The following is an 18,017-nucleotide window of genomic DNA, read 5'->3' as shown; positions in this document are numbered from 1 at the left end:
CCTCTTGACACTAATTTTGAGAAAATTTCTAAACCTAAACAAGATGAAAAAAACAGTATTAAAATTTGGCCTCTATGGCGCAGTGACCATTTGTGCATTGTTTCTGATAAGCTGGTTCGTATTGTCCGATCTACCCCTATCCACCCAGGAAGTATTGGGATATGTATCCATGGTCGTGTCCCTCTCGTTTGTTTTTTTTGGAATCAAGCACTTTAGGGATATACAAAATGGGGGAACTGTAAGCTTTAAAAAGGCACTTATAATAGGTATTCTGATCAGTTTGATCACGGCATTGGCCTTTGGTGTTTTGGATATCCTATATACCGAAGTGCTGAATCCTGATTTTATGGTGAGCTATTATGAAAATGCCGCAGAAAATTTAAGGAGCACCTTACCGGCGGATCAGGTAGAAGCCAAATTGGCCGAATTGGAATCACAGCGGGAAATGTTCTCCAACCCGCTCATGTCATTTTTGCTCATGGCAATGACGGTGTTCGTCATCGGATTCATCATCTCCCTTATTTCAGCCTTGATCCTGCAACGAAAATAACAACACCATGACCATTGATGCCAATACCCCGGACGAGTACATTGAAAAGCTGCCTGAAGACCGAAAAGAAGCTGTGTCCAAACTGCGGGAAACCGTAAAAAAGAAGCTGCCAGCGGGTTTTGAAGAGTGCATTAACTACAAAATGATCGGTTATGTGGTCCCGCACTCACTTTACCCAGATGGTTATCATTGTGATCCAAAACTGCCATTGCCATTCATAAACATTGCCTCACAAAAAAATTTTGTGGCCCTGTACCATTCTGGTATTTATGCAGACAAGGACCTGCATGATTGGTTTGTGCAGGAATATCCCAAACATGTAAAGACAAAATTGGATATGGGCAAAAGCTGTATCCGATTTAAGAATGTGAACACCATTCCCTATGAACTTATCGGAGAGCTTTGCCAAAAAATGACCGTCGAAAATTGGATAAACCTTTATGAAAAAAACATTAAAAAATCATGAAAAACAGAGTTACAGGAATCGGAGGGTTTTTCTTCAAGAGCAAGGACCCAAAAAAAATCAATGACTGGTACAAGAACCATTTGGGACTGAACACGGATCAGTATGGCTGCTCATTTTGGTGGAAGGACAACGATGGGAACGACTGCATGACCCAATGGGGTCCTTTTAAGGACGACACCACCTATTTTGAACCCAGCGAAAAGCAGTTTATGATGAACTTTAGGGTAGAGAACCTTGAAGCACTCCTCAAGGCTCTGCGGGATGAGGGAGTTACTGTAGTTGGTGAAGTACAGGAATATGACTATGGAAAATTTGGTTGGATCATGGACCCGGAAGGCAACAAAATAGAACTTTGGGAACCTGTTGATAAAGCTTTTAAATAAATATTGAATTATTTGCTACATTTAAAACTTGTTAACCAACACATTAAAACAATGTCCGAAGAAAAAAAAGATTTAGGAGACAAGGCGGAAGAAGCTTTTGACAAAGCAAAAGAGGCAGCCGAGGAAGCCAAGGAAGCCGCAAAGGAATTCAAGGAAGATGTAAAGGATGCTTTTGACCCAAAAAATCCTGAAAGTGGAAAAACTGTTGCCATAATTGCCCACCTGACACTTATAGGTTGGATTATTGCCATCATTATGAACAGCAGCAATAAAACGGAACTGGGATCCTTTTATATCCGCCAGGTCCTGGGAATCATCCTGGTGGGATTTGTATTGGGAATCATTCCCGTGGTAAATCTTGTTGGATGGATCTTTCCACTCATACTATGGATTATCAGTCTAGTGGGTGCCATCAATGGGAATCAAAAGCCGGTCTTTTGGGTCGGGGAGTATTTTCAGAACTGGTTCAAGAATCTATAAAACCAAAAAAGTCAGAAAAAATACTTCTGGCTTTTTTATTTAATGCCTTTATCGTAATATTGCAATATTAAATTTAATTCATGGGCGTTTCCAAGACACACATCTTTTCACCTACACAAAATGAGTTGGCTGTTGTAGCAAAAGTTTTGGCACACCCAGCCCGTATTGCCATTCTTGAATATATAAGCCGACAGGATAGCTGTATTTGCAATGATTTGGTGGACATCATCGGCCTGGCCCAACCCACCATTTCCCAACACTTGAACGAAATCAAAAAAATAGGCCTGTTAAAAGGGACTTTTGAAGGGAAAAACCTTTGCTATTGCATCAATCAAGAACGCTGGGAAGAGTTGCAACGATCCTTTAATGAATTTTTTACCAATATAAACCGTAATTGCTGTTAGTTATGAATACCGCACAACTTTTATCGTTACTAAAACAACATCAGGAAAAAAGTCTTCTTTTTGAATATGCCGATGGTAAATTCGTGGGAGCAAACTATCACATCACTGAGGTCAAGAACATAACCGTGGACTCGGTTGATTGTGGTGCCGGAACCGATTTTTGGAAAGAAACCATAGTACAGCTTTGGGAAAGTCCAAAAGAAAAGGGCAAACGTGAGTTCATGACCGTGAACAAGGCTATGGACATTTTGAACCGGGTCGATGGAATCAAACCCATGGTGCGCGATGCGGAAATAAAATTTGAATATGGCAATCCCAATTTCCATACCGCCCAACTCTTTGTGGATGGCCATATTTTGGAAAATCAATCCCTGATACTGAAGTTATCTGTGGAAAAAACAAACTGCAAGGCCCAAGAAACCTGTGGGGTCGCTCCTACAAAACAGGAGAAAGAAGCTGTGGCCTGTTGTTCCCCAGAAAGTGGATGCTGTTGATTCCTGCTTATGAAAGTACGCCGAATGTACCAAACCGATTGGGAGCAGGTTTCCCGAATTTATGAGGAAGGCATGGCCACTGGTTTTGCCACCTTTGAAACCACAGCGCCTACATATGAAGCCTGGGACAAGGCCCATATCGAATCTTGCCGCCTAGTAGCCGAAGAAAATGGCACGGTGCTGGGCTGGGCGGCCCTTTCGCCAGTTTCCGGTCGATGTGTATACGGTGGTGTCGGCGAAGTAAGTGTTTATGTAGGTGCCGAAAGCCGAGGGAAAGGAGTTGGAAAAGCGCTAATGGAACGTCTGATTCTAGAAAGTGAAGAAGCGGGATTCTGGACAATCCAGTCAGGTATTTTTCCTGAAAATAAAAGCAGCATTCAGTTGCATGAAAATGTTGGGTTTCGCTATATTGGCAGACGTGAACGCGTGGGTAAACTTCACGGCGTTTGGAAAGACAACCTGCTCTTTGAAAAAAGGAGCGCCAAGGTTGGCGTAAGCTGATAAAAATCAAACAAAACCGACTATGAAAAATATATTGGTGCTCTGTACCGGAAACTCATGCCGAAGCCAAATGGCCCACGGCTACCTGAACCATTTTCAGGACAAGCTGGCAAAAGTGTACAGTGCCGGAATCGAGACGCATGGCCTCAACCCAGATGCCGTGGCCATCATGAAAGAGGATGGCGTGGACATTTCCCATCATACGTCCAACCATGTGGATGAATATGCCGGGATTGATTGGGATTTCATCATTACCGTGTGCGACCATGCCAAGGAACACTGTCCGTTTATCCCATCCAAAAATGCAAGACGCCTGCACCAAAATTTCGCGGATCCATCAAAAGTAAAAGGTTCCAAAGAAGAAATACATGAGGCATTTGTGGCCACACGGGACGACATAAAGGAATTTTGCTATGATTTTGTAAAGGAAGAATTGATGGATTAATCCAAAATCCTAATCAATGTTGTGGGTGGCGCCTTCTGACATTTTTCGTTCGAGCTCCGCCTGAAATTCCTCCATTACCGGCTTTACCGTGCTTTCCGGCAGATCGGCAATTTTTATGTACATCAGCCCATCTACGGAATTGTTGAAAAGGGGATCCACATTGAAGGCCACCACCTTTGCATTTTGTTTGATGTATTTTTTGATCAACACCGGAAGACGGAGACTGCCAGGTTCCACTTCGCTGATCAACTTGTCAAATTTGTTAAGGTCCGCCTGTGTCTCATCGAACACAAATTCTTTGTCCGCATCCTTCAGTTGTACCTTGAATTCTTTCTTCGGCCTTATGTACTGTGCCACGTAAGGGTCCCAATAATTGGATTTCATGAACTCGATCATCAGTGATTTGGAAAAATTTGAGAATTGGTTGCTGATGCTCACCCCCCCTATCAAGTATTTATGCTCCGGATAGCGCAAGGTGGTATGCACGATTCCTTTCCAAAGCAAAAACAAGGGCATGGGTTTTTGCTGGTATTCCTTTATAATGTAGGCCCTGCCCATTTCAATGGATTTTTCCATCATACCATAAAGTTCCGGTTCAAAACGGAAGAGGTCTTGGAGGTAGAACCCGTCTATGCCATATTTCTTGAATATTTCCGAGCCAAGTCCCATGCGGTAGGCCCCAACAATGGACTTGTCCTCATCATCCCAAAGAAAAAGATGGTGGTAGTAGGAGTCGAACTTGTCAAGATCCACAGCATTATTGGTGCCCTCGCCCACTTCCCGAAAAGTGATTTCCCGCTGTCTTCCTATTTCCTTAAGGATAAATGGCATGTCCTTTTCCTGTGCCAGGTACACTTCGTAGTTCTTGCTCTGGAGCATTCTGCAATCCTTCTCCCGCAGCCGCTCTATCTCCCCTTCCAGCACTTTGCTGTTCACCGCTGAGGCTATTTTTTTTGGAGGTTTGGGAATTTTGATCGTGGTTGGCACCATGTCTATCAAGCGTTCCTTCTCATACACATTGGCCAAGAGATAGGTTTTTTTGCGCAACAATTCCGTATAGGATTCCAAGGTCGTTTCCTCTTTCTGCGCCTCAACCGATATGGGTTGCCCCACCCTCACCTTGATGGGGCGCCTGCTTTGGGAAGTCAGTTCGGATGGAAGCTTTGCGGTCCTAAAAACATCATTGATCTTTGATAATCTGTAAAAAAGGCGACTGTTTCGTGCATGAAAATAAATGGGCACCACGGGCACTTCGGCTTTTCGAATCAATTTGATGGCGGCCTCTTCCCACGGTCTGTCAACAACCAGTTTATCATCTTTATAAGTGGACACCTCACCTGCTGGAAAAATGCCCAAAGGATGACCTCCCCTTAAATGCAAAAGTGCATTCTTGAATCCCGCGAAGCTATTTTTGGCATCCTTGTGCGTCTCAAAGGGATTCACTGGCATAATATAGGGCTTGAGCGGTTCTATTCGGTGGAGCAGAAAATTGGCTATGATTTTATAATCACTGCGTTCGTTCAACAATAGCTTCAAAAGCAACACCCCATCGATGCCTCCCAGCGGATGGTTACTGATGGTAATGAACGGACCTGATTTGGGAAGCCGTTTTAAATCCTCCTCCGGAATCTCGAAGTTGATCTCGTAATGCTCCAAAATGGCATCCAAGAACTCCTTTCCCGGGAGGTCCTTGTTCTTATTGTAGAAGCGGTTTATTGAGGTAATCTTGGTGGCAACCATCAACAGCCATCCAACGAAGGTCCCAAAAATACCGTATTTGTCCAGATGAATGACCTTTGCCACTTCTTTCGCAGATACCAACCCCATAAAGCAAGAAAATTAGGTAAGGGTAAAGATAGAAAATTACGGTAATTGACTTCGGTACTTGTCCCAGGTAATTTTACTTGACTACCAACTGAACGGTTTCCTTACCCCGTTGTTCCACCAGTACCGATCTGCCATTTTGGAGCGATAGGACCGAATCGTCATCGAAGTGCCTTATGGTGTACAGGGAAACATCTTCATGACAGACCACTTTGAATTTTCTCTTTAGCTCGTTGAGCATGGCCTGCAGTCCGTTGAACTTGTTGTCCAAACAGACCGAAAAACTTATGGCCGAGTTTTGTATAAGGTCCACCTTCATCTGATGGTCATGGAACAGCTTGAAGATTTCGCTGATATTGTCCTCCAAAATAAAAGAGAAGTCCAGCGAGGACAGTTTCAACAGCACTTGGTTCTTTTTTACAATGAAACACGGTATTTTAGGGGATATGCCCACCCCTTTGCCCACAGTGGTGCCATTGCCCTGGGGGTTTAAAAAAGATTTTACATGTAATGGTATTTCCTTTCGCTGCAATGGTTGAAGTGTTTTTGGGTGAATTACGGAAGCTCCATAAAATGCTAGCTCTATGGCTTCTCTATAGGAAATTTGATTTAACAATTGGGCCTTTTCAAAGTTTCTTGGGTCGGCGTTCAGCACCCCGGGCACATCCTTCCAAATGGTGACGGACTCCGCATTGAGGCAATAGGCCAAAATGGCTGCGGAATAATCCGACCCTTCCCTGCCCAAAGTGGTGGTAAAGTTGTTTTCATCACTTCCCAAAAATCCTTGGGTAATGTTCAGTTTTGATAGATCTACTCTCGAAGCGACTTCCTTTTGGGTACGGTCCCAATTCACCTGGGCATCCCTATAACTGTTGTCGGTCTTGATCAAATTTCTAACATCCAGGAGTACATTGTGTAGGCCAACTTCATTAAGATATTCGCTGATTATGGTCGTGGATAGCAGCTCGCCGTACCCCACCACCTGATCGTATACAAACGCATATTTTGGGGACTTGTTCCATGCCAAAAAGCCCTTAATCTCATCAAAGAGCAGTTTCAGCTTTTCGTGCACGGGATGGTTCTTGTTCTCGAACAAATCCAACACTATGGCATTGTGGTAGTCCACAACCTCCTGAAGCGAGCCGGATAGGGCCTTCTTATCCTCAAAGTACGCTTTCACCACCTTTTCCATGGCGTTGGTGATCTTTCCCATGGCCGATATGACCACCAAGGTGTCCTTGTGTCCCACCTCCTTAAGCACCTTAACCACATTTTTCACCGCTTCGGCATCCTTTACCGATGCCCCCCCAAACTTAAAAACTCTCATTTATCGTATTCTTTCAATATAGTTCTGAATCCCATTTTCATCCAGTTGCACCACATCCCAGTCCCTAAGAATCCTTGCTCCCTTCTTCTCGTAAAACGCAATGGCAGGTTCGTTCCAATCCAACACTTCCCAGCAAATCCTTTTAACGCCCAAACCATGGCCATATTTTATGACCTCATCCAAAAGAGCGGTTCCCAATCCACTTCCGCGCATTTCCTCGGCTACAATCAAGTCTTCCAAATGAAGGACCGCTCCTTTCCATGTGGAATAACGTGGATATACCAAGGCTATCCCCACAATCCTACCTTCCGATTCGGCCACAAAGCAATGAAAAAGCGGCTTTTCACCAAAACCATCCCGTACCAAATCGTCCGAGGCTATGTCCACAGCATTGGGTTCCTTCTCATATTCGGCCAGTTGTTGGATCAGTGCCAACACTTGTTGCATATCTTCCGGTAGTGCTTCTCGGATTGAAAATTCCATACTGTTACAAATAGAACACAAAGTTATAAATATAGAAAACTTTGCTTCTTCGAAATCGTTGTAGTTTCACAAAATGCCCGATATTTGTGCCCAAATAAAACAGCTTTCCATGTTCGAAAAACAGCACCTTACCTTGGGTGAGTTCATCATAGCCAATCAAGATTCATTTCAATATTCCTCTGGGGAGCTTTCCCGTCTGCTGAACGGTATCCGTCTAGCAGCAAAAGTGGTGAACCATGAGGTGAACAAGGCAGGTCTTGTAGACATCATAGGTACTGCGGGAGAAATGAATATACAGGGCGAGAACCAGCAGAAATTGGATGTGCTTGCCAACGAAAAGTTCATCCAGACATTGAAGAACAGGGAAATTGTTTGCGGTATCGCTTCCGAGGAGGAAGATGATTTTATAAGCATAAACAGTTTTGATGAAAACCATCAGAACAAATATATTGTGCTCATCGACCCATTGGATGGTTCATCAAACATTGACGTTAACGTATCTGTGGGAACCATTTTTTCCATTTATAGAAGGGTTACCCCTGTGGGCACCCCCGTAACGCTGAAGGATTTTTTGCAACCGGGGAAGAACCAGATTGCCGCTGGTTACATAATTTATGGTACCTCAACGATGCTGGTCTATACCACGGGCAATGGCGTCAATGGTTTTACCTTGAATCCAGCATTGGGGACCTTCTATTTGTCCCATCCCGACATGAAATATCCCGAGACGGGCAAAATCTATTCGGTTAACGAGGGCAACTATATCCATTTCCCACAGGGTGTAAAGGACTATATCAAGTACTGCCAAATGGAAGAAGGTGACCGCCCGTACACGTCCAGATATATTGGATCATTGGTGTCCGATTTTCATAGAAACATGATCAAGGGAGGAATCTATATGTACCCAAAAAGCAGTGTGGCCCAAAATGGAAAGCTGCGTCTTTTGTATGAGTGCAATCCCATGGCTTTCTTGGCGGAACAGGCAGGGGGCAAAGCCAGTAACGGTTTCCGCCCCATAATGGAAATTGAACCCACAGAACTACATGAACGGGTCCCTTTCTTCTGCGGAAGTAAAAAAATGGTAGAAAAAGTAGAGGAGTTTATCCAGGCCTGAGCTATTTCTCCATCAGGTAGAGGTAATCTTCAAAAGCTATCTTTCCTGTGAAGATTGCTACCGACTTTTCAATGATTTCCTGAGATTTTTTGGGTGGAAACCCTAGCCCAATGGCATATTTTTCAACCATTTTGCGCTCTACCTCATCCATTTCCAGGTCAGAGAAGATAATTTGGAAAAAGTCAAACAAACGCTTCAACCGTTTTTCACCGCTATGAGGGGTTTCAATCGGATATTTGTTTTCCTTCTTCATTACCATCTTGTACTCGTCGGCAGTAATGTTCAATTTAAAGGCAAACTTGTCCAACACCGCCTTTTCTTTTTCATTTATTTCTCCGTCCACGGCGGCCAAGCTTGCTAAAGTGGCAAAATGGGCAAGCTCCCTGCGTTTTTCCCCGTGCTCGTAAAGGTCCATTATGGGCATAGTCAAAATTTTGTGGAACAAATATAAATCTTAAACTAGAAAGGTCTATAAAATTCGCCCCAAAAGAAATTTGTAATTTTCGTTTCGCTGTACAATTGTCAAAACCATACCACTGAAAAAAACCGAACTTTTCCATATTGCCGAAAACTGGTTCCATCAACAGGGTTGGAAACCCTTTCCTTTTCAAAAAGAGACCTGGAAAGCTTTTTTGGAAGGCAAACATGGTCTCTTGAACGCCCCAACGGGCAGTGGCAAGACGTATGCCCTTTGGTTTCCAATAGTCTTGAACTACATCAAGTCCCATCCCGAATATAAAACCAGACACAAAAAAGGGCTTAAGGCCATTTGGATAACTCCTTTGCGTGCACTCTCCCAAGAAATCAAACAATCAGCTGAGCGAATCACCCAAGACTTGGAGACCCAAATGACCGTAGGAATCCGCACAGGGGATACCCCTACGAAAGAGCGCGCCCAGCAAAAAACCGCTATGCCCGATCTGCTGATCACAACTCCTGAAAGCTTACAATTGTTGCTTTCTTCCAAGGCGTATGAAAAAGTGTTCAAGAGCTGCTCGGCAATTGTAGTGGACGAGTGGCATGAACTGATGGGAACCAAGCGGGGCGTACAGATGGAACTTGGGCTTTCCCGGTTGAAGACCGTTTGCACCAACCTCAGAATTTGGGGCATTTCCGCAACCATAGGGAATCTTGAGCAAGCACGTGAAGTACTGTTGGGGCCAACCTCAAAGGAGCTTGGGAACTCTGTATTGGTCAAGGCCAATCTCAACAAAAAGATAACGGTAAAGAGCATTATCCCAAAAAAAATGGAAACTTTCCCTTGGCGGGGGCACTTGGGACTGCATCTTTTGGAAGCTGTGATTCCCATCATCAACCATAGTAAAACCACTTTGCTCTTTACCAATACCCGCAGCCAGTGTGAAATCTGGTTCCAAAAAATTCTCGAAAAGTATCCTGAATTTGCAGGAGAAATTGCCATGCACCATGGCAGCATCAACAAGGAGACCCGACTTTGGGTGGAACAGGCCATACGCAATGAAAGTTTGAAGGCTGTGGTATGCACTTCAAGTTTGGATTTGGGCGTGGATTTTGCCCCAGTGGAAACTGTTGTGCAAATTGGAGGACCCAAAGGTGTTGCCCGCTTCTTGCAACGGGCGGGGCGGAGTGGCCATAGACCAGGAAAGGAAAGCATTATCCATTTTCTACCAACCCATGCCATGGAGCTCATTGAGGCTTCGGCCATGCAAAAGGCCGTTTTGAACAGTGCCGTTGAAGACCGTATTCCATATTTGAACAGCTTTGACGTGCTTATCCAATACCTGACCACCTTGGCAGTTTCCGATGGTTTCTTCCCAGAAGAAATCTACCATGAGATCAAACAGACCTTCTGTTACCAGGCCATGACCGAGGAGCAATGGCAATGGCTTCTCAATTTTTTGGTGATGGGCAGCCAAAGCCTGAAAAGCTACGATGAGTACAAAAAAGTGGAGGTAGAGGAAGACGGCAGGTTCAAGGTGAACAGTAGGATGGTTGCCATGCGGCATCGATTTCAAATCGGGACCATTGTGGGGGATGCCACTATCTCGGTACGCTATCAAAAAGGTGGGTATATCGGTTCCATTGAAGAGTATTTCATTTCAAAATTAAGTCCAGGTGACGTGTTCACCTTTGCAGGACGGAATCTGGAGTTCATCCGCATCAAAGGTATGTCCGCACATGTTCGAAACTCCACCAAGCGCACCAATAAGGTCCCCAGTTGGATGGGTGGCCGCCTGAGTTTTTCAGCAAAAATGTCGGAATTGTTGCGTGAAGAATTGTACACAGCTGAGCTACCGGTTTCAAAACAAGGCCCGGAAATAAAATCCTTGGCCCCCATGTTTGCCAAACAGCGTGAAGGGAGCATTGTCCCCTTACCCCATCAATTTTTGATAGAGACATTCAAGACCGATGATGGTTACCACCATATCTTCTATCCCTTTGAAGGAAGGGCCATCCATGAGGGCATGAGCAGTCTATTGGCCTATCGCATCAGTCTTTTGACGCCCATAACCTGTTCCCTGGCCTTCAATGATTATGGTTTTGAACTGCTCTCGGACAAGCCCATCGATATTCAGGCGATTCTGGACAACAATCTGTTTACTGCGGAGTATATGCTCTCCGACCTTCAAAAAAGTTTGAACTCCAACGAAATGGCGCGCAGAAAGTTCCGCGATATTGCCGTTATCAGTGGCATGGTATTTACAGGATACCCCGAAAAAGGCGTGAAAATGAAGCATCTGCAAAGCAGTTCCGAATTGTTGTTCGATGTGTTCAAGGATTTTGAGGACGATAACTTGCTCTATCAACAGGCATTTACCGAGACTTTTGAGCATCAGTTGGAAGAAGGTAGGCTTCGTTTGGCCTTGGAGCGCATTGCCCAACAAGAAATTGTTTGGAAAAAATGTGAGCGGCCCACTCCGTTCTCTTTTCCAATCATTACAGATAGATTACGTGAAAAGTTGTCCAACGAAAAATTGGCGGACCGCATAAAGCGGATGACCAAGATTTTGATGAAGTGACCAACTGCTGAAGTAACCAATAAAACTCCCAACCCGTCTACGATTGACAAAAAAGATGTTTTTACCATTGCACTTATCGATTAAGATATGACTCCATTTCAATGAGTAATATCGTCCGATACCTGCCTGTCGGTAGGCAGGAGTGAAGCTTGAAAATTTAAACCAAAAATTCAGGTCAAATTAACAAATACTATACGAATGTGTTCCTGGAAAATCTGCAAATCTTCAATTTAACTATCTTTACCTAAAAGAATTATCCATGAGTGTTTCTGAGTTGCAAAACGACATTATCAAAAAACTGCTCACCATAGAGGACAGTCGTACGCTCACATTATTTAAAGAAATGCTACAAAACTGTATCTCCAAGGAAGGCTATCAAGTTTCGGATTTGGAGAAAAACCTCATTTCAGAAAGTTTAGAAGAATACAAAAAAGGACATGTATTATCTTCAGAAACCATCTACAAAAGAAATGAGGAATGGCTAAAAGAATAATCTGGACCTCGGGGGCAGATGCTATATTCACCAAAATCCTTGAGTTCTACAACCATAGAAATCAATCCAAAACTTATAGCAGAAAGCTCAATAAAGAAATTCATCAGATATTGAATACTGTGGCTGAATATCCTTTGTTGGGAATAAAAACCAATGTTAAGGGAGTACGAGTTGTCATAAAAAAACAGTATAAAGTATTTTATGAGGCAAAACCGAACAAAATAATAGTACATCTGGTTTGGGATACTAGGCAAGACCCAGACAAACTCAAGTTTTAAACTATCAGCTACCTCATTCAAATACTTGGAAACAATTTTTACCTCCACCCATCGGGTGGTGTTTTTTGGGTGGATAAATCCATGCTGCTGATCAGTGACGTGCATCTAGGAAAGGTAAGCCACTTTAGAAAGTTCGGGGCCGCGGTACCTCGAAAGGCATTGCACAAAAATTACGTGCTTCTGGACAAGATTGTTTCGTATTTTGAGCCGTTCCAGATCTGTTTTTTGGGTGATCTGTTCCATTCTTCCCTGAACAAGGAATGGGAACTGTTTGAGAACTGGGTGGCCAAGACCCCTGCGGAAATCATTTTGGTTGCTGGAAACCACGATATCATCGCTCCAGAAAAATACAATCAGTTGAGCATTGAGATTTTTCAGGAACTACTCATGGAGGACTTTTTACTCACCCACCATCCCGAGGAGCGAGAGGGTTTCTTCACCTTTTGTGGACACATCCATCCTGCGATAAAGCTCCATGGTTTTGGACGGCAACGGTTGAGACTGCCCTGTTTTTTCAAGACCAAAAACCAAATGATATTGCCGGCTTTTGGCGAATTTACGGGGACCTACGCCTTGCATCCGTCACCAGATGATGAAGTTTATGCCATTGTGGAAGATACTGTGCTAAGGGTTTAAGTTTTAAGTCTTTTCCCCAATTGTCATGCTGAACTCGTTTCAGCATCCCATCATTGTTATGTTTGGATTCCGTATCAAGCACGGAATGACATCCCCTTAATTTTATGCTATCATTGGTACTTATCAATCAAAAATCTAAAAACACTTCCCCCAAAAGAACATTTCACTTTATATTTGTCGCAAAGTTTTTGGATTGACCAAAGCCTCGATTCCCCAGTTGTTTGAAAAGTCTCCGCAAACCCGGAAACTAGGGGATACTATTTCCCAATCTCTTGACTCCGCTCAAGCTGACAGCCATAAAATCAACGTAAAAGGACTGGTGGGCTCCTCCCTTTCCTTTGCTGTTTCCCAAATTTTCAAATCCGTCGATGCGCCTTTCCTGTTGATTCTAAACGATAAGGAGGAAGCTGCCTATCATTTGAACGACTTGGAGCAGCTTGTTGGGGAAAACGATGTGCTTTTTTATCCCGGAAGTTATCGAAGACCCTATCAGATTGAGGAAACTGACAATGCCAACGTGCTGCTTCGTGCTGAGGTGTTGAACCGTATCAACTCCCGAAAAAAGCCTGCGGTGATTGTTACCTACGCCGACGCCCTTTTTGAAAAGGTCGTCACCCGAAAGGAACTGGACAAAAATACCCTCAAGATAAAACTGGAAGACACCCTTTCCTTGGATTTTTTGAACGAGGTCCTTTTTGAATACCAGTTCAAACGGGTGGATTTTGTTACCGAACCTGGTGAGTTTTCTGTTCGTGGAGGAATTGTGGATGTGTTCTCATTTTCGAACGACGAACCCTACCGCATTGAGTTTTTTGGGGATGAAGTGGACAGTATCCGGACCTTTGACGTGGAGACCCAACTCTCTACGGACAAAGTGAAGAAAATCACCATCATTCCCAATGTGGAGAACAAGTTTTTGCAGGAATCCCGGGAAAGCTTTTTAAAATACATTTCATCCAAAACGGTGGTATTTGCGAAGAACCCTTTTTTGATCTACGACCGCATCGATTCCTTTTTCGCCAAGGCAGAAGAAAGCTTCACCAAACTTAGCAAAGAGATCAAGCATGCAGAACCCAAAGAGCTTTTTGTGGATTCAGCATTGCTGAAATCGCAGCTACAGGATTTTTTATTGGTTGAAATTGGAGCTCTTTCAGGTGAGACCCTGAAACAAGTGCGGGGTGACGAAATCATTTTCAACACCAAACCCCAACCGGCATTCAATAAAAAATTTGACCTGCTCATAGAAAACCTGAATGAAAACCGGGAAGCAGGTTTTAAAAATTACATTTTCTGTTCCACGGAACAACAGGCCCAGCGGTTCCATGACATTTTTGATGAAGTAGATCAAACGGTACATTACAAGACCATCGTTTTTCCCCTTTATCAAGGATTTATCGACCAAGATTTAAAATTGGCCTGCTATACGGACCATCAAATCTTTGAGCGCTACCACAGATTCCACCTTAAAAATGGCTATGCGAAAAAGCAGGCCATTACCCTAAAGGAACTCAACAAACTTGAAATCGGGGATTATGTCACCCACATCGACCATGGTATCGGCAAGTTTGGGGGACTGCAAAAGATTGACGTGGAGGGCAAAAAACAGGAAGCCATCAAACTGATTTATGGCGACAGGGATATTTTGTATGTAAGCATCCATTCGCTTCATAAAATTTCCAAATACAACGGAAAAGATGGTGCGCCACCGAAGATATACAAACTGGGTTCGGCTGCTTGGAAGAAACTGAAGCAGAAGACTAAGAGCCGTGTCAAGAAAATCGCTTTTGACCTCATCAAGGTCTACGCAAAACGACGGCTGGAAAAAGGGTTTCAATATGCCCCCGACAGTTATCTGCAACACGAACTCGAGGCTTCATTTTTGTACGAGGACACCCCCGACCAAGAAAAATCCACTCAAGATGTAAAAAAGGATATGGAAAGTGAACGTCCCATGGACCGTCTCATCTGTGGTGATGTGGGCTTTGGGAAGACCGAGGTGGCTATCCGGGCAGCCTTCAAGGCGGTGGACAATGGCAAACAAGTGGCCATTCTCGTGCCCACTACCATTTTGGCCTTTCAACACAACAGGACGTTTAAAGAACGACTTGCCGATATGCCGGTTACCGTGGATTATCTTAACCGTTTTAGAACGGCCAAGGAGAAGAAAGAAATTCTGGAGGGATTGGCAACAGGCAAAATTGACATCATTATTGGTACCCATCAACTGGTGAACAAAAATGTGCGGTTCAAGGATTTGGGGTTGCTCATTGTGGATGAAGAACAAAAATTTGGCGTTTCCGTGAAGGATAAATTAAAGTCCATCAAGGAAAATGTGGACGTACTCACCTTAACCGCTACGCCCATTCCCCGCACGCTACAATTTAGTTTGATGGCGGCCCGCGACCTGTCCGTGATCAATACGCCTCCGCCCAACCGCTACCCTATCGAGAGCCAGGTTATCCGTTTCAATGAAGAAATTATCCGGGATGCCGTTTCCTATGAAATCCAACGGGGTGGACAGGTGTTCTTTATCCACAACCGTATTGAGAACATCAAAGAGGTGGCGGGGATGGTCCAACGTTTGGTGCCCGATGCCAAAATTGGCATAGGCCATGGCCAAATGGAGGGCAAAAAATTGGAACAGCTCATGCTCGCCTTTATGAACGGGGAGTTTGATGTGCTCGTTTCCACCACCATTGTGGAAAGTGGACTTGATGTGACCAATGCCAACACCATTTTCATCAACAATGCCAACAATTTTGGATTGAGCGACCTCCACCAGATGCGTGGTCGTGTGGGCCGAAGCAATAAAAAGGCGTTCTGCTTTTTCATTACCCCACCTTACGAAGTGATGACCCCCGATGCCCGAAAACGTATCGAGGCCTTGGAACAATTTACCGATTTGGGCAGTGGTTTCAACATTGCCATGAAAGATCTGGAAATACGTGGTGCTGGGGACCTGCTAGGTGGGGAACAAAGTGGGTTCATCAACGAGATTGGGTTCGAAACCTATCAAAAAATATTGACAGAGGCCATTGAAGAACTCAAGGAAAATGAGTTCAAGGAATTGTATGAAGAGGTTGAGGGAGACAAGGAAAAGGTGTATGTGAAAGACCTGCAACTGGATACCGATTTTGAACTGCTCTTCCCCGATGATTACATCAACAACATCACGGAGCGGTTGAACCTCTATACCCAACTCAACGAGGTGAAAAATGAGGAGGGACTCCAAAAATTTGAGGCCGAATTGGTGGACCGTTTTGGGGAATTGCCCGAACAGGCCCAAGACCTGCTAAATTCTGTTCGAATTAAATGGATCGCCACCCATATTGGATTGGAAAAAGTCGTGATGAAGCAGGGCAAATTCTTGGGTTATTTTATCGCGGATCAACAATCGGCCTTCTACCAAAGTCCAGTATTTACGCAAATGCTTCAATATGTGCAAAGTCACCCACAGCTGGCTAAACTCAAGGAAAAACAGACAAGAAATGGATTGCGGTTGTTGTTGGTTTTCGATAAAATCACCAGTGTAGAAAAAGCGTTGGAGGTTTTAGAGCCGTTCAAGACTGAAAAAACTTTAGCATAAAACCATATAATTTCCTTTATTGCCATACCAAATAATGTTTAAATGAAAAAAATCACCTTCCTATTTCTTCTAACACTTACAACCAGCATATTACCATTACATTCCCAAAGTTCATATTTCAACATTATAGAATCTGAGGGTTACACAGATTCAAATAAAGCTTCATCCATAAAAACCGTTTACATCACTTCAGATAATGAGATTGCGACTGCGAGTACGGGAAAAAATAAATTGATATTTGATGTTTATGATTCCGATGCGAAAAAGGTCTTCAATAAATTCACGGTTTTGGACAGTAAAGAAGAGGTTGTCGGTCATTTGGAACAAAATGACCTCTTGAAGGTGTTTAGCGTTTTTAAACCTTCCAAGACCGAACGTGTAATCAGATGTCATGTATTCGATGCCAAAAACCGATCTCACCAATTTGTAGAGCTTTTTAAAACCACCGTTGAGAAAACGGCTGCATTGTTCTCAGGGCAAAACAAGCGTCAGACAAACTTTGCCACCTCCCCTAACGGAAATTACTTCGCTGTGGCCACAGATAATATCAAAAAGAACTCCAATTCCTATAGTATTCATGTATACGACTCCCATACCATGAAATTGGTTTATGAACAGACTTTTTTCGAAAATCCGGAAAATTTTTTCAAATCCTTTGATATGGTCATTGATGATTCTGCTGCCGTATACTCCGTTGGCAAGGAGTACACAGAAGGAAGGTCAGAAAGAGCCGGGGACGACTCGCCAAATTATTCCATTGTCCTCAATAAAACGATCAAAAGTGGCTCCATTTCCACCCGAATCGAATTAGCCGAAAACCAACACATTGCCGACTTAAAAATGGTTCAAAAAGAAGACCAACTTCATCTTTATGGCTTTTACTCAACCAAGGTTGCCGGAAGAATCTCTGGTCTCAATAAGTTTATCGTTGATAAAGATAAAATCAACGTAATCGAAACCAAACAAACCAAGTTGCCGGAATCTGTGTTGGCCGACATATACAAATCCGAGAAGGTCGAATCAAAAAAAGATAAGGAACTCAACAATTATTATCTGGACCACGTAATTGAAGATGAGTATGGAAATTCCACGCTTCTTGCCGAGCAGTTTTATATAACCCAAACGTATATGCACAATGAGTATGGTGGGACTTGGACAACCACCTTTCATTATAACAACATTTTGGTCCTAAGTCTAGATAATAACGGAGACCTAAAATGGGGGCGAAATATTTTTAAGGCATCTTATACACCTTCATACAATGCGTTTGTGGTGGACAAAAGACTTCATGTCTTATTCAATACGGGCAAAAACCTAAAAGAAAAGGAAGATGGAAGGGTAAAGGCCAAGAGAGGTTGGCTAGAGGCAACGGCATTATTTGATTATGTATATCAGGAAAATGGTGAGGTTACCCAAGAAAAGCTGAGAGAGAACAAAGGAAGGGATATTTATCATCCTTACGACGGCTTTTTTCAAAACGATAGGTTCATCATGTTGACTGCTTCCAATAATCAGAAAAAAGTAATGCTTCTGGAAGCAAAAAAATAATTGCCT

The 18,017-nt window shown here is 43.5% G+C and carries 19 protein-coding genes; 15 read left to right on the top strand and 4 right to left on the bottom strand.

Annotation, left to right across the window (positions count from 1 at the left end; translation table 11 throughout):
• Nucleotides 1-43 precede the first annotated feature (43 nt).
• From K7G75_RS04580 to K7G75_RS04545, 8 genes are all read left to right on the top strand, one after another.
• Complete coding sequence (locus K7G75_RS04580; protein WP_222983040.1) at nucleotides 44-550, top strand: DUF4199 domain-containing protein; 507 nt, start codon at nucleotides 44-46, stop codon at nucleotides 548-550.
• 7 nt (nucleotides 551-557) lie between these two features.
• Nucleotides 558-1,016, top strand: coding sequence for a DUF1801 domain-containing protein (locus K7G75_RS04575; protein ID WP_222983039.1), 459 nt, complete (start codon nucleotides 558-560; stop codon nucleotides 1,014-1,016).
• Nucleotides 1,013-1,399: a VOC family protein gene (locus tag K7G75_RS04570; protein ID WP_222983038.1), complete on the top strand. Its 387-nt coding sequence runs from the start codon at nucleotides 1,013-1,015 to the stop codon at nucleotides 1,397-1,399. Before K7G75_RS04575 ends, K7G75_RS04570 begins: the two co-directional genes overlap by 4 nt.
• A gap of 51 nt (nucleotides 1,400-1,450) precedes the next feature.
• Complete coding sequence (locus K7G75_RS14730) at nucleotides 1,451-1,879, top strand: YtxH domain-containing protein (protein ID WP_262420240.1); 429 nt, start codon at nucleotides 1,451-1,453, stop codon at nucleotides 1,877-1,879.
• Nucleotides 1,880-1,959: 80 nt separating this feature from the next.
• Entirely contained in the window at nucleotides 1,960-2,283 is a 324-nt protein-coding gene (locus K7G75_RS04560) for an ArsR/SmtB family transcription factor (protein ID WP_222983037.1), read from the top strand.
• Between the two features lie 2 nt (nucleotides 2,284-2,285).
• Nucleotides 2,286-2,777, top strand: coding sequence for a DUF6428 family protein (locus K7G75_RS04555; protein ID WP_222983036.1), 492 nt, complete (start codon nucleotides 2,286-2,288; stop codon nucleotides 2,775-2,777).
• A gap of 9 nt (nucleotides 2,778-2,786) precedes the next feature.
• Complete coding sequence (locus K7G75_RS04550) at nucleotides 2,787-3,278, top strand: GNAT family N-acetyltransferase (RefSeq protein ID WP_222983035.1); 492 nt, start codon at nucleotides 2,787-2,789, stop codon at nucleotides 3,276-3,278.
• A gap of 22 nt (nucleotides 3,279-3,300) precedes the next feature.
• Complete coding sequence (locus tag K7G75_RS04545) at nucleotides 3,301-3,723, top strand: arsenate reductase ArsC (RefSeq protein WP_222983034.1); 423 nt, start codon at nucleotides 3,301-3,303, stop codon at nucleotides 3,721-3,723.
• Nucleotides 3,724-3,732: 9 nt separating this feature from the next.
• Here the strand turns inward: K7G75_RS04545 and K7G75_RS04540 are convergent, their stop codons facing one another.
• The 3 genes from K7G75_RS04540 to K7G75_RS04530 form a co-directional block, all read right to left on the bottom strand.
• Complete coding sequence (locus K7G75_RS04540; protein ID WP_222983033.1) at nucleotides 3,733-5,550, bottom strand: GNAT family N-acyltransferase; 1,818 nt, start codon at nucleotides 5,548-5,550, stop codon at nucleotides 3,733-3,735.
• 73 nt (nucleotides 5,551-5,623) lie between these two features.
• A complete protein-coding gene (locus K7G75_RS04535) occupies nucleotides 5,624-6,874 on the bottom strand; it encodes an aspartate kinase (RefSeq protein ID WP_222983032.1) in 1,251 nt (416 codons plus the stop codon).
• On the bottom strand, nucleotides 6,875-7,357 hold the full coding sequence (locus tag K7G75_RS04530) for a GNAT family N-acetyltransferase (RefSeq protein WP_222983031.1): 483 nt from the start codon (nucleotides 7,355-7,357) through the stop codon (nucleotides 6,875-6,877).
• 109 nt (nucleotides 7,358-7,466) lie between these two features.
• Here K7G75_RS04530 and fbp point away from each other — a divergent pair, with 109 nt between their 5' ends.
• Nucleotides 7,467-8,471, top strand: a complete 1,005-nt coding sequence (gene fbp / locus K7G75_RS04525; protein ID WP_222983030.1) for a class 1 fructose-bisphosphatase — start codon at nucleotides 7,467-7,469, stop codon at nucleotides 8,469-8,471.
• Nucleotide 8,472: 1 nt separating this feature from the next.
• On the opposite strand, the gene K7G75_RS04520 is transcribed toward fbp, so the two are convergent.
• The gene (locus K7G75_RS04520) at nucleotides 8,473-8,895 is read right to left on the bottom strand and encodes a TerB family tellurite resistance protein (protein WP_222983029.1); all 423 of its coding nucleotides are present in this window, start codon (nucleotides 8,893-8,895) and stop codon (nucleotides 8,473-8,475) included.
• 112 nt (nucleotides 8,896-9,007) lie between these two features.
• Between K7G75_RS04520 and K7G75_RS04515 the strand changes: the two genes are divergently transcribed.
• The 6 genes from K7G75_RS04515 (at nucleotide 9,008) to K7G75_RS04490 (ending at nucleotide 18,011) form a co-directional block, all read left to right on the top strand.
• Nucleotides 9,008-11,470: a ligase-associated DNA damage response DEXH box helicase gene (locus K7G75_RS04515; protein WP_222983456.1), complete on the top strand. Its 2,463-nt coding sequence runs from the start codon at nucleotides 9,008-9,010 to the stop codon at nucleotides 11,468-11,470.
• 259 nt (nucleotides 11,471-11,729) lie between these two features.
• On the top strand, nucleotides 11,730-11,963 hold the full coding sequence (locus K7G75_RS04510) for a hypothetical protein (RefSeq protein WP_222983028.1): 234 nt from the start codon (nucleotides 11,730-11,732) through the stop codon (nucleotides 11,961-11,963).
• On the top strand, nucleotides 11,948-12,241 hold the full coding sequence (locus K7G75_RS04505; RefSeq protein ID WP_222983027.1) for a type II toxin-antitoxin system RelE/ParE family toxin: 294 nt from the start codon (nucleotides 11,948-11,950) through the stop codon (nucleotides 12,239-12,241). Before K7G75_RS04510 ends, K7G75_RS04505 begins: the two co-directional genes overlap by 16 nt.
• A gap of 3 nt (nucleotides 12,242-12,244) precedes the next feature.
• Nucleotides 12,245-12,877: a ligase-associated DNA damage response endonuclease PdeM gene (gene pdeM, locus K7G75_RS04500; RefSeq protein WP_222983455.1), complete on the top strand. Its 633-nt coding sequence runs from the start codon at nucleotides 12,245-12,247 to the stop codon at nucleotides 12,875-12,877.
• Between the two features lie 193 nt (nucleotides 12,878-13,070).
• The gene (mfd, locus tag K7G75_RS04495; RefSeq protein WP_222983026.1) at nucleotides 13,071-16,463 is read left to right on the top strand and encodes a transcription-repair coupling factor; all 3,393 of its coding nucleotides are present in this window, start codon (nucleotides 13,071-13,073) and stop codon (nucleotides 16,461-16,463) included.
• A gap of 42 nt (nucleotides 16,464-16,505) precedes the next feature.
• Nucleotides 16,506-18,011, top strand: a complete 1,506-nt coding sequence (locus K7G75_RS04490; RefSeq protein WP_222983025.1) for a hypothetical protein — start codon at nucleotides 16,506-16,508, stop codon at nucleotides 18,009-18,011.
• Nucleotides 18,012-18,017: the final 6 nt, after the last annotated feature.

The sequence above is a fragment of the Flagellimonas meishanensis genome (assembly GCF_019880545.1).
GTDB classification, from domain to species: Bacteria; Bacteroidota; Bacteroidia; order Flavobacteriales; family Flavobacteriaceae; genus Flagellimonas; species Flagellimonas meishanensis.
This window is presented reverse-complemented; position numbering and strand designations above follow the sequence as displayed.